Origin of the sequence: Paenibacillus sp. 4624 (genome assembly GCF_050435065.1) — a bacterium.
Lineage (GTDB): Bacteria > Bacillota > Bacilli > Paenibacillales > Paenibacillaceae > Paenibacillus > Paenibacillus amylolyticus_D.
In genome coordinates this window covers 139,032-151,680 of the sequence record NZ_JBNDJR010000011.1, presented here as the reverse complement: position 1 = coordinate 151,680, position 12,649 = coordinate 139,032, and the positions used below count along the sequence as shown (strand labels likewise).

Annotated in this window: 12 protein-coding genes; 7 read left to right on the top strand and 5 right to left on the bottom strand. The window is 47.6% G+C overall.

The features are described 5' to 3' along the window. The first annotated feature begins 126 nt into the window (after positions 1 to 126). The 5 genes from ABIE27_RS23415 (at position 127) to ABIE27_RS23395 (ending at position 4,975) form a co-directional block, all read left to right on the top strand. Positions 127 to 585, top strand: a complete 459-nt coding sequence (locus ABIE27_RS23415; protein WP_123064663.1) for a chemotaxis protein CheX — start codon at positions 127 to 129, stop codon at positions 583 to 585. A gap of 58 nt (positions 586 to 643) precedes the next feature. Then, positions 644 to 1,417 carry an SDR family NAD(P)-dependent oxidoreductase gene (locus tag ABIE27_RS23410; protein ID WP_123064662.1) on the top strand — a complete coding sequence of 258 codons (774 nt, stop codon included), beginning with the start codon at positions 644 to 646 and terminating at the stop codon, positions 1,415 to 1,417. Positions 1,418 to 1,598: 181 nt separating this feature from the next. Further along, the gene (locus ABIE27_RS23405; protein ID WP_429351646.1) at positions 1,599 to 2,978 is read left to right on the top strand and encodes a DEAD/DEAH box helicase; all 1,380 of its coding nucleotides are present in this window, start codon (positions 1,599 to 1,601) and stop codon (positions 2,976 to 2,978) included. A 25-nt stretch (positions 2,979 to 3,003) separates the two neighbouring features. Continuing rightward, the gene (locus ABIE27_RS23400) at positions 3,004 to 3,756 is read left to right on the top strand and encodes an ABC transporter ATP-binding protein (protein ID WP_123064660.1); all 753 of its coding nucleotides are present in this window, start codon (positions 3,004 to 3,006) and stop codon (positions 3,754 to 3,756) included. 1 nt (position 3,757) lies between these two features. Then, on the top strand, positions 3,758 to 4,975 hold the full coding sequence (locus ABIE27_RS23395) for an ABC transporter permease (protein ID WP_123064659.1): 1,218 nt from the start codon (positions 3,758 to 3,760) through the stop codon (positions 4,973 to 4,975). 171 nt (positions 4,976 to 5,146) lie between these two features. On the opposite strand, the gene ABIE27_RS23390 is transcribed toward ABIE27_RS23395, so the two are convergent. From ABIE27_RS23390 to ABIE27_RS23380, 3 genes are all read right to left on the bottom strand, one after another. Continuing rightward, positions 5,147 to 5,272: a sporulation protein YjcZ gene (locus tag ABIE27_RS23390; RefSeq protein ID WP_192895109.1), complete on the bottom strand. Its 126-nt coding sequence runs from the start codon at positions 5,270 to 5,272 to the stop codon at positions 5,147 to 5,149. 280 nt (positions 5,273 to 5,552) lie between these two features. Then, positions 5,553 to 6,851, bottom strand: a complete 1,299-nt coding sequence (locus ABIE27_RS23385) for an aminotransferase class I/II-fold pyridoxal phosphate-dependent enzyme (RefSeq protein WP_429351645.1) — start codon at positions 6,849 to 6,851, stop codon at positions 5,553 to 5,555. Positions 6,852 to 7,017: 166 nt separating this feature from the next. Next, complete coding sequence (locus ABIE27_RS23380; RefSeq protein ID WP_429351644.1) at positions 7,018 to 7,635, bottom strand: pyridoxamine 5'-phosphate oxidase family protein; 618 nt, start codon at positions 7,633 to 7,635, stop codon at positions 7,018 to 7,020. Positions 7,636 to 7,892: 257 nt separating this feature from the next. Between ABIE27_RS23380 and ABIE27_RS23375 the strand changes: the two genes are divergently transcribed. After that, the gene (locus ABIE27_RS23375) at positions 7,893 to 9,350 is read left to right on the top strand and encodes a PLP-dependent aminotransferase family protein (RefSeq protein WP_429351643.1); all 1,458 of its coding nucleotides are present in this window, start codon (positions 7,893 to 7,895) and stop codon (positions 9,348 to 9,350) included. Between the two features lie 60 nt (positions 9,351 to 9,410). Continuing rightward, positions 9,411 to 10,196 (top strand): AraC family transcriptional regulator, encoded by a 786-nt coding sequence (locus tag ABIE27_RS23370; RefSeq protein WP_090919385.1) that lies wholly within the window; start codon positions 9,411 to 9,413, stop codon positions 10,194 to 10,196. Between the two features lie 435 nt (positions 10,197 to 10,631). On the opposite strand, the gene asd is transcribed toward ABIE27_RS23370, so the two are convergent. Both asd and ABIE27_RS23360 read right to left on the bottom strand, forming a co-directional pair. Further along, a complete protein-coding gene (gene asd / locus ABIE27_RS23365; RefSeq protein WP_123064655.1) occupies positions 10,632 to 11,426 on the bottom strand; it encodes an archaetidylserine decarboxylase in 795 nt (264 codons plus the stop codon). Between the two features lie 84 nt (positions 11,427 to 11,510). Continuing rightward, the gene (locus tag ABIE27_RS23360; protein WP_123064654.1) at positions 11,511 to 12,641 is read right to left on the bottom strand and encodes a YheC/YheD family protein; all 1,131 of its coding nucleotides are present in this window, start codon (positions 12,639 to 12,641) and stop codon (positions 11,511 to 11,513) included. Between the last annotated feature and the right edge of the window lie 8 nt (positions 12,642 to 12,649).

Here is a 12,649-nt window from a genome sequence, read left to right as displayed (position 1 = left end):
AAATTATAGTACACAAGGTTTCCTGAATTCTTGATGAATTCTCGTACGTGATAAAGTATAATAAATTTAATGAATATGGGACTTTTGGTGTGTGACCAATAACCCAGTGTGAGGAGGACATATACAGTGAAAGCGGAAGTAATTAACCCATTCCTGGAATCTGCACGCAACGTTTTTGAACAGCTCATCCAGGTTTCGCCTTCCACCGGGAATCTTGGCGTCAAGAATGTAGAGTACATTGCTGACCATGTATGGATCGTGATTGGAATGACGGGACAGTTGAGCGGAAATATTGTTTTTGGTATACAAGAAACGGTGGCATTGAAAATCGTTTCAGCTATGATGGGTGGTTTTGTAATCACCGAGATGGACGATATGAGCAAAAGTGCGATCTCTGAGCTCGGTAACATGATCAGTGGCAATGCAAGTACAATTTTGTCCAACCAAGGCGTTGTCGTGGATATTACGCCTCCTCAGGTTATGCAATCTGAAATTTTAGCCACATTTACTGCAACGAAGGCGCTTAGCATTCCTTTGTTGATGGATGGGATTGGCGAGATGGATATTCAGGTGATGATCTCGTAAAATAGAAGCATAGGCCTTCAGGAGGCCCAATGTGTTTTATTACGGGAGGACATCAACCATGCTGAAAGATCAGGTTGTTTTTATAACAGGAGCATCAAGTGGAATTGGTGCGCTCTGTGCACAAATGCTGATCGAGGAAGGAGCCATCCCGATTTTGGCTGCCCGTTCGCGGGATAAGCTGGATCAGATTGGTGCTTCATTACAGGGACGGCATGAACTGCTTACGCTGGATGTTACAGACAGTGAGCAGGTTCAAACGGCTGTAGATGAAATGTTACATAAATACGGACGAATCGATATTTTACTGAATAACGCCGGATACGGAAAATTTGCTGCGATGGCAGACATGTCTGTACAAGAATTCGATGAGATGATGGACGTAAATTACATGGGCATTGTCCGTTGTACCAAAGCGGTGCTTCCACATATGCTGGAACGGGGCAAAGGCCAGATTGTAAACGTTGCTTCGATGGCTGGTAAAATAGGGACAGCCAAATCAGCATCATATACGGCCACAAAGCATGCTGTACTTGGATTCAGCAATGCTTTACGTCAGGAACTGCGCAAGACAGGAGTTACCGTCACGACGATTAATCCAGGCCCTATAGATACACCGTTCTTTGATCGTGCTGATCCTTCAGGGCATTACGTGAACAATGTGCGCTGGCTCATGCTGACACCTCAGAATGTAGCAGGCCACATGATTCGGGCTATGAAGAAACGCAAGGAAGAAGTGAATCTGCCGCGGCTCGCATCAGCTGGCATCTGGCTATATCAATTATTCCCGCGGCTTGCCGATCGATTGTCTCACGGTGTAATGAATCAGAAGTAGAATGTAACGAGTGCACTATATATCGGATGAAGAAGGGCTCCGCCGAGGGGCTTTTCTTTTTTTTGCGCAGACTTGAACATTTCGGCAATAAGATTTGGTAAGCGGGCTTTTTTCGCATATAATGAAAGGTAATGTGATGACAGGCTTTGTTTTTTACGAATAAATTTAAAGGATGGAATACATGACGAATCAAACTTTTGCATCAATTGGCGTAGCAGAGGATCTGGAAGCTTTGTTAGCTGGGCACGGCATTAACGAGCCTTCCCCGGTACAGGCACAGACCATTCCAGTTATTTTGGAAGGGAAAGATGTGGTGTCCAAGTCGCAGACGGGAACAGGCAAAACGCTGGCGTATCTGCTGCCGCTGCTGCAATCCATCAAAAGTGATATTAAAGGAACCCAAAAACTGATTATTGCACCAACGCAGGAACTTGCAATGCAAATCGTACGTGAGGCGCAGCGTTACGGTGCGGATCGTGGCATCGGTGTACAAGGTCTTATTGGTGGCGCGGCGGTGAAACGTCAGATCGAGAAATTGCGTGAGCATCCAGAACTGGTTGTTGGTACGCCTGGACGGTTGAAGGAACTGATCACACTTAAAAAGCTGAAAATGCACAATGTATCCACCATTGTTATCGACGAGGCGGATCAGGTGTTCCAGCTCGGCGGTGTAAGTGACGTGGAATTTGTGCTCAAAAGTGCTCTGCGCGACCGTCAGTTAATCTTCCTGTCAGCTACAATTGACGAACATACGGCTACGCTTGCTAAGCGCGAGATGAAAGAGCCTGTTCATATCGGTATTGAACCGGATCGTGCGACGGCTGCCGGACTCGAACATTATTATTTTGTAGAAGAGAGTCGCAACAAGATCGATATGTTGCGTCGTCTTGTTAGACAATATAACCCGGATCGGGCTATCGTCTTTGTGAATGCAACGGAGGACATCGGTGAGGTTGAGGCAAAAATGAATCACCTCGGGCTGAACGCAGCTGCGCTGTACGGAGATGCCGACAAAGTGACTCGCAGCAACGTACTCGCCGCCTTCCGTAACGGCAAAATTCAATTGCTGATTGCCTCCGAGGTAGCGGCAAGAGGACTGGACATTGAAGGGTTGCCAATGGTCATCAACTACGACCCTGCTTTTGACTCAGAGCACTATGTTCATCGCGCAGGCCGGACAGGCCGGATGGGGCGTTCAGGAATTGTGCTGTCCATCGTCGATGAAACGCAAATTTTCATCATGCGCAAATTTGCACGGGAACTCGGTATTGAATTGCAGGAGCGTACACTCTTCGGCGGTAAAGTGTTGGTGGCTGATCCACGGCCGGATACGCGTCCTGAAGGACATTCGTTCTCGCGGAAACCGGGCCAGTCTCGTGATCGCAAGCCAGCTCAAGGGAACCGGAAACCGGGTACGAGAGCAACCATTTCGAATTCGGGTCAGCGTCCCGCAAGCGGCAAACCTAGTGGTAATGGAGGCCGCACAGATAGTGACCAGAACCGCAAAAACAAGGGAGCACCCAAATGGAGAAAAGACAGAGCGCCGCGCTCTGAGGAATAATCGGATGAAAGGGGTGCAGGGATAGATGGAAAATGTTCAATCGCCTGTGCTGCAAATCAGCGGGCTTAGTGGTGGATACAGTGCCAAACGGCCAGTGCTTCATGACGTGAATCTGGAAGTAGGCCGCGGAGAAATGGTCGGATTGATCGGATTAAACGGTGCTGGCAAGAGTACAACGATGAAACATATTCTCGGTCTGATGACTCCGCAACAGGGAGAAGTTCGGGTAATGGGCAAAAAACGGGATGAGGATGCACAGATCTACCAATCTGCGATGGCCTTTGTACCGGAATCTCCCGAATTATATGATGAAATGACCGTCATGGAGCATCTGGAGTTTACGGCAAGGGCGTACAATGTGTCCGAAGCGGATTTTAAACAACGGACAGAGAAGTTACTGGACTTGTTCCGCATGAATGAGAAAAGTACAAGTCTGTCCACACATCTGTCCAAAGGGATGCGTCAAAAGGTCATGATTATGTGTGCTTTTGTAGCAGGACCGCCACTCTATATTATCGATGAACCATTTCTTGGACTCGACCCGCTGGGTATTCGTTCACTGCTTGATTTTATGCTGGAGATGAAAGCAGCCGGGTCTTCCATTCTGCTGAGTTCACACATTTTGTCCACGATTGAAAATTATTGTGACCGCTTCGTTGTATTGCATCGCGGACAGGTCATTGCTCAAGGAACACTGAACGAACTGCGTACGAAGTTCGGGGAGCCAGATACACCGCTGGAGCATATGTTCTACTCCCTCGTGCAAGGCAGGGATTAGTATGGATCTCAAGCTGTTATGGAAGCAACGTCGGACAGGTTTCTGGAATGGAATTTTACCTTATGTGGGCTATGTCATCCAGAGCGGTGTAGCGATGGTTTTTCTGTTTCTCGTTATCGCTTTCTCCGCTTGGTATACATCCTTTGTACAGAATATTCCTGCGGGATTTCCTATTCGCTGGATTGCTTTATTATTGCTGGCTCCGCTTGCACTGTTTAGCAGTTATCGTACATATTTGCTTCCGGCAGATATTGTCTTCCTGCGGCCGCAGGAGTACCGAATGCAGGATTATTTGAAAAACAGCTTCGTGCGTGGCGTTATTTATAAAATGCTGTTGCTGCTTTTCGTCTTTCTTACCTTGTGGCCACTCTATGTAAGGGCAGATGTAGATGCCAAACCATTGGGCTGGTCGATGTTGTTCCTCGTATTATGGAAAGTGTTGTCCAGTTATGGTGCATGGCAAGAACTAAGGATGGTTCAAGCCGGGGCGTCCAAGGGATATCGGATACTACGCTGGGCACTGGCTATCCTTGCCGTTGCCGCCTGGTTATGGCAGCCGCCACTACGCAGCCTTTGGTTTCTGTTGCTGCTGGCCGCTGTTTATATCGTTGCACTGCGTGTACCTGTTAAACACCGAGTTGCTTGGGAACGTCTGATTCAGGTGGAGCAGACGCAGGGAGGCAGAGTGATGCGTACATTAGGCTGGTTTGTCGATGTGCCATCTTCTGGGCAAAAGGTAAACTCTCGCCGCTGGCTCAGTAAATGGGGCAATGGTCTTCCATGGAATGCGGGGCAGGCTTACCGATATCTCATGACTAAAACATTTATTCGAACGGAAGTATTCACTATTGTTCTGCGTCTGATCATCCTGGGTATGCTGCTTTCCTGGTGGACGGCAGGCAGTTACTTCGGAATCGGGGTATATCTGTTCTTCCTGCTGCTTACAGGCATTCAACTGGGGGTGCTGCGCCGCAGTCACAGTGAATCCTTCTGGATCATGATCTATCCGATCTCAGGAGAGAGCCGCCGTTCACAGGTACTCGGTTTTATCTTCCAACTGCATGCTATAGGGGCGCTGCTCATGTGGTTGCCGATGCTGGCAGCAGGAATGGAGGGACTGAGCATGACAGGCGTTGCACTCGTACTCGGTGTACTTGTCATCGTGCTGATGCGTCGTTCGCAGGGCAGTAAATGGCTCAAAGAGGAAGAGGATGAGTAGAAGAACCAAGTTAGCTTAAGCCTTCGTTGAGCTATCAGGTTTATTCAACACAAGTGAATCATGCGTAGGAGCAAGAGAAGAAGGGTATTTCGGGCTGAATCCCGAAATACCCTTCTTTTTAATGTGTGATGTAACTCGTGATGTCATGCGCGTATACATAGCGAAGGCGTATTAGCACAGAAAGGATTTTGTGATGATTACGAGCAGGATAAACAGTACGAGAATGGCACCAATGTTTGTGAATCCTCCAACGCCACAGTATCCGTATCCGCCTCTTGTATCTTCAACTTGGGACATGGGTCATACCCCTTTCGAGTGATGGTTTGGCACGCCCTTGCGTACATCGTATATTATGTGCCATGGCGTTAGGCTGATTGGGCCTCTGCCCGTGCATGTGTGTTTTGGGCATCTGTCCAGTAGGAGAGGAGAAGTACTTAGTGGACGCTGATTGAAGTTTTCTGAAAATATGAATGAAATAAAACGAAAGAACCCTTCGGCAATGACATTAGCTTTCGCAATGTGCCGCAAAGGGTTCTATTCTTGAACCCGTCTAATTTAGACGGTTAATATTTATATTTTATGTCGTTTGCAGATCCTGTACGCCACGATAGATCGTATCGAACAGTTCTTCGAGACCATTTTCCTCGATACAAGAGAAGGCAATCCGCAGATCGGATTCACCGAGTGCAATCGTGCCTACACCATATTGGTGCAACAGATGGCTACGGAGCGCTTCAGCACCGACTTGTTTCAGCTTCAGACACATGAAGTAACCTGAGTTGAATGGATAATAATCCCATACGTCTCCATACTTACCGCTGTCTAGAATCGCTTTAACTTTGTTGGCGCGCCCTTTCATAATCTCAAACTTTTCTTGTTTCTGTGCTTCAAACTCCGGTGCTTTCAGCGCATCCAGAACAAAAGTCTGTGAAGGATGTGGACCGCTTGAAATCGTTGCACGGATGATGCCAAGTGTTTTTTGCTCTAATGCATGCAAAACAGCAGCATCTTCATGAGCAAATGTAATGAATCCTACACGGAAGCCCCATACGAATTCTTCTTTCGTTGCACCGTCGATCTTCACCGTTAATACACGTGGATGAATATTGGCCAGTTTACCAAAAAGAGACTCATGAATGGAATCTTCAAAGAAGAGGCCAAAGTATGCATCATCTGTAACCACCACGACGTTTACACCCGCTTCTGCAGCTTGACGAATGGCATCTACGATGGCATCTGCTTCTGCACCGCCTGGTGTGTAACCCGTCGGATTGTTCGGGAAGTTAAGCAGAACAATGGCTTTCCCTTTGTCCTTCTGTGCAAGCAACGCCTGAAGCAACCCGTTGCTGTTAAAGTTCATTTGATCATCAAACAATGGATAATGGATCAACTGGCCGTGTCGACGAATTCCGAAAGTCAGCTCGTAATTCTCCCAGTTTTTATCCGGATATATAACAGCGTCCCCTTCTTCAGTGAACAGATCGGCTACGATGCTGAGTCCATGAGTCAGTGCGTTCGTTACAATTGGATTCCCGAAAGATTTACCTTCGAGAGAAGGAGTTTCTTTCAGCATCTTATCTCTCCAAACGGTTCTTAATTCAGGTTTGCCTGCAGGCGGCGCGTAAGGATACAGATCCTTCGGCTGGAATGCGGACAACTTTTCCTGAATCACCGGAAGATGCATTGGCACTCCACCCTCCAGAGCGATACCGATCGTTGCATTATAGGTCTTAGCCAAGCTTGCTGCTTCCGCAGATTGACTTAAGATACCTTCTTTAGGAAAATAAATTTCTTTGCCGAGTTGTGACAGCATGGAGTAGACGTGACTGCTGCCGGCCTGAATACTTTCGTTCAACTGTTCAGCCAGTGGATTCATTTTTTTCATCCTTCCAAGTCTTTGTGATTCACTGCCTAACATTATAACACCTTGACATGGCCCCGTCACGGAAATTACGCAATATGACAGTTATATCACTTCACCGCGTTGTTGCGCAGGGAAAGAATGCAACATTAGCATGAATTTAAGGCCGGATCTGGCCGAGTTACTCCTGGTGGTACGGGCAATATTTTCGCATCATTTCAGCCGTTTCATGATCCCGGCCTTCGTTTCGTTTATGCAATTCACCGCTGATATGATCAAATCGTTCAGGGGTCAAATTCTGCCCGAATTTAAACTTGGCGCTGAGTCGCTCTGGTACGATTCGAACGACAGCAACAGCCTTAAGCCTTCCGGTGTACCGGGAGTCTTGTGCATCAATCGGTGCATAACCGCCTTGCGGCTGGAGTTTCTCCATAAATCGCTGCAGAACCTTGCCTTTAATATCAAGATCTTCTACAGGCTCTGCCAGACCTGAAGCCATGACACTTTTGAAAAAAGAGGTTGCAGGACAGGCCAGTTCGGGGTCACTGAAAAAAGAAGGAATCAGCGAGAACTCCTCCGCTACGGTAAAGCTGACGGACGAGTGCTGTTTGATCTGTTTCATTTTTTCCCCGGCTAAACTTCCATGAAAATAAAAGCAACCATCCATATATACAAAATTCAGCGGTGTGACTCTCGGTTCTCCATCCGGGCTGACGGTACCCAGAAATCCGAAAGAGCACTTATCCAGAAATGTAATGATTTCCTGTTCCTCTTCTATTGAAAATTCTTTGCGTCTCATGTGATTTCCCCCATTATTTTAGAAATTGTTAGGACAGGTCTGAATGTAGAAACCATTAGAACATGTCAGAAATATGATTCCAGCATTGTCATTCCATGAAGATAACCATAAAACGAATATTGACAGTAAAATAGATCCAATTTAGATTCATTTTTATAGGCCAATTGGAATGAGTGATCATCGTAAATTAGAAGTAAGACGAAGAAAAGATAGAAGTAAAGATTAAAGAAGGCTTGTTAACGAAGGGGGAGAATCACATGGAATTATGGCTGCCACTTGATTCATACGAGCTCCAATATCGATACAAATATCAAGCGTTATATCACGCACTGCGTGATGCGATTCATTCAGGTACACTGGAAGCAGGAGCGCGGTTGCCGTCTACGCGTTTACTGGCGAAACAGTACGACATGTCGCGCGGGTCGGTAGCCCAGGTATACGATATGTTGCTTGCGGATGGATATGTCCATGCTTATCCGGGAAAAGGAACCTATGTAACGGAATCCTTGTCCGTGCATCACAACGATCAAAGCGAAGCGGTGTTGTCTTTATCTCCATGGGGAGAGCGTCTTCGCGCATTAACTACAGAACACAAACGTTTACGTGAAGAGGTGCAACTGGCACAGGAATCGGTCATCAATTTTCGGATGCAGCGGTTGCTTCCAGAACATTTTCCAAAAGCCGAGTGGAAAAGTGCACTCGCTGCGGTTCATCGCAGTGGCTGGCGAGATGTAGGTGGTGCAGCCGGTTATCCCGAGCTGCGGGAAGCGATTGCCGCACATCTTCGCTGGACACGTGGCATTCAAACGGAAGCTTCCCAGATCGTACTGTTCAGTGGATCGATACAAGGCATTACGCTTTTGTCCCAGTTACTAATTGATGAGGGAAGCCCGGTGGTGCTGGAAAGTCCGGGTTATCAAGGCATTGTACATGCGGTCAGATCTTGCGGTGGTCAGGTGATACCCGCAGAGGTTGATGAAGGAGGTATTATCCCGCAGCATTGGAAAGCACAGACGTTATTTGTCACGCCGACTCGTCAGTTCCCGACCGGAGCGGTGCTAGGGCTGGAACGAAGGCGAGCCTTATTGAACTGGGCATCAAAACAAAATGCCGTTATTGTGGAAGATGATTACGACAGTGAGTTCCGCTGGGGCGGACGACCGATTGAACCACTTAAGGTGCTTGATCGTGAGCAACGCGTGGTATACATTGGTTCCTTCTCCCAAACGATGCCAGCTTCGTTCCGGCTCGGTTATGCGGTATTGCCAAGCAGTCTGGTCGAACCATTGCTGGCTGCCAAAGCTCTGTATGAACCGGTTTCACCTGCGCTACTGGAACAGCGTGCACTAGCCCGATTTATGACACGAGGTGGATATATGCGGCATTTACGTCGGTTAACCCGGCTATATGGGGAGCGTCATGACTTTTTTGTGGAGGAGATGAATCGGTGGTTGCCACAAGCATTCACGATGCAGCCAGGGGATGCTGGTTTGACCATTTATGCGATCTGGAACGGTGACCAAGCAAGTTATGAACGGTTTACCAAAGAGCTCCATAAGCAAGGAGTTTTGTTCCGGGATGTAGAGCAGTATCGCTTGATTCCGGGGCATTCAGCGATTTGTTTCGGGTTTGCTCATCTGCAAAAAGAGGAGATTCGCGAAGGGATAAAGCGGATGCAAGCCGCGTGGGAGAAGTGTACATTTTCGTTTCAGTGAATTCCGCTGTATAATGGGATAAGTGTTTAAAGAGATTAACTGTCAAGGGGGAGTGGCGACATGCTGCAGGCATCGCCGTCATCATTTGTAATTTTGCCCGCTGTCGCCAAAATAGTCTGTGAACCGGGCTGGAAATGGCAGAAGCGGGAAAAACCGATGCAAAATTATGATTTATTTTACGTGTGGAGCGGTGAAGGCACGGTTATTTTGAATGATCAGCCTTACGAGGTTGGCAAAGGAAGCTGTTTCCTGTTTCGTCCGGGAGACCATACAAGCGCAACGCATAACAGGCAGAAACCACTGGTGCTGACGTATATTCATTTTGATGTGGACGAGCCTGTTGTGGATGTGCCTCAGTCTTACCGTGAAGTGCAGGAGACCGTGGAGTTTGAGCATTTGCTTGCACGGTACGTAAGGCTGTTTTTGTCCGATGTGTACGGGCGTGATGAAGAGAGCAGGCTGATTCTGAAGCAGTTGATGATCCATTTGCTGCGGGCGGATACGGAAGAACCTGTGGAGAAAAAGGTAAGTAATCAGTTGTCCGATGTGATTCAGGAGGTGGCGAATTATGTTCGCCAGCATCCCGGAATTACACATCGCGTAGAGGATCTGGCTGCACGAGCCGGTCTGTCACCGCGTTATTTTTCGATCAAGTTCAAGGAACTTGTCGGATCATCGGTACAATCCTACATTATTCGTATGCGTATTGAACGGGCAGAACATCTTCTGGTACATACCGGTATGAATGTGACCGAAGTTGCGGATGCACTAGGTTATCGGGATATCTTTTTCTTCAGTCGTCAGTTCAAGCAATATACGGGCAAAAGTCCGTCAGAGATTCGTTAAAGACACGTCAGCGTCTCGTTCGCAAACATCACAACGTTTCAATGCTGGATGGCTAGGGTAAGTAACTAGCATTCCAGATGACCTTACAAGGAGGAACATGTGATGATGAACGGAAAAAGACGGGTTCGTAGCCGCAGAAATTCCATTAAGGGATGCAGTGTTTTTCGGAAACGTATGCGCCGGCTGAGACCCGTTGAAGAACTGCAGGACGTATGGTTCTGACGATTGGAGATATGGCTATTACCTTATAATGAACTGGCGAGCCAGCCGGAGAGAGGCTACGCCATGCATGTATACATGAAATGATATTTCGTTGGTAATTCAGAATGGCAACATTTCATATCATGAATGATAGGCATGAAAGATAAAGAATAAAGAGGATGGCATAACACCTGATTGCAGGTGCTGAGCCATCCTCTTTATTTACGTATGAGATTAGGGTTGTTTGGGTTTCAGACGACCAAGTAGAGCGCCCATTTTAACAGAATCTCCAGGTTTCAAATCAGGGAGCGGTTCGAAGGTATCGCTCTGCATAAGCAGTACAACGGTAGAACCGAACTCAAAATAAGCCAGATCATCTCCTTGAGCCCAAGCTTGGGTGTCGATATCGGCATATTGAATGCTGCTGACATTCATTGCACCCACTTTGACGACAGCTACTTCACCATAATCATGCTGAATATACGTAATAAGCCGTTCATTGCGGCTGAGCACGGACTTCATATGGGTGAGTCCGAAATCATTCACAGGATAAACTTTGCCTTTGATATGTTCGCTCTCCATCTTACGACCGCTGACAGGTGCATGAATGCGGTGGTAGTCGCGCGGACTGAGATAGAGCACAAACACATAACCATGCTTGTACTTCTCCAGATGAGGAGAGTGGTTTAACAATTCAGCTAGTGTATAATCTTGTCCCTTTACATTCAGAATGGTTCCTGCGGAAATCGGGCCTGCTGCCGTAATTTTGGCGTCGACAGGGCTGATCAACGCATGTTCCGAAAGGTCTAGCGGGCGCATCCCGGGTTTTAATTTGCGAGTGAAGAAATCATTCAGGGAACGATATTCTTTCCAATCCTTCTCGGCTTCCTGTACAGGGATGTTGTAGGTCCGGACAAAATAAGGGATAAATGCTTTGCTTCCCCGGCTTTTGGAGAAAGCTCCCACGGTCCGGGAGATCCATTTGCGCGAAGAAAGCTCAGTCATTAATCGCAACAGCGTTTTTGCCATGAATATCCCCCTTAGGGTTAATACAAACTTCAAGGCCGCAAAAGCGGCCATTCTGCATAATATTGACACAAATCACGAATGAAATCAATACAATCCACGATCATAGGTTTGTGGCTGTCTTGGAATGCTGGAGTTGTGATTGACCAGCAGACGTCCGTACGCCATTGGTTTGTTATATGTCATCTGCCAATGTTCCTGCATGCCAGCCTTACGAAAACCATATCGCTGATCTCTGCCATTGCATTCAATAAAGTAAATTCCTCCGTTTTGGGTCACGCCGAGGTCGAGGCCCAGATCAGCCAGATGAGGCAAATTGGAAGCCAGCGTGTGAGCAATACGAAGGGCAACCATAGTTATTCGGGCTTGTAGCTGGAACAGCTCCGTACTTGGTTCAGCCAGACCAAGTGCTCCAGCAACAGTCATGACTTTGCCGCCTTGCGCAATGTTTGTGACAAACGTATGTGCCGGAGCTGCCTTGGCAAACATGCCAGTGACACTCCATACCCCATCTACCCCGCGCTGCACGGATACTCTCAGATCAACGGGCCTTCCCTCATACCGGATTAGTGGAATCCGTTCTTCAATCAGATAAGCATGGCGGAATATCCTTCTTAGTGTAGCGGAAGGCAATTGTCCCCGGCTTAACTTGAAGGTTGCCCAGCCTTTGCGCGATGCTCTGGTTTCACAGGTTAGTTTCCAATTTCCCTCCTGCTGGAAAAGCCGCATAATGCCATGACCGATGCTGCCGCTACACGGTTTAATGACGAGATCTTGATAATGTTCCATCATGTAAGTGAGGGATTCGGGCGTTGCTTTGACTGCGTGCGGCAGATGATCTTTTAAAAAAGGGTCTTGCCGCAACATATCATGCACATGGTCCTTCCGATAGCGATTACGCACGTTATACACTTGAATGCCTTGCAGGAGCAAACGTGTAATCTGTCGTTGCTCCGTACGGCGAAGCTGGAGCGAACGGTTATGGATTACGGAAGGAAGCGGTATACGCTCACGGACGTAACGACCTTCTTTTTTCACATAAGCCACGCATGTTTTGCGATCCAGATCGATATCCTCCAGCCTTAAAAAACAAGGCGTTAATCCGTAACAGGCTGCAGCCTGTTCATAATTGGCGAGTGATTCCTGACCGGTCCTTCCGGCCGGTATCCCCCGGTACATGCGTGAATCGAACATAATGCCGATCGTTTCTTGGAGCATGACCGTTC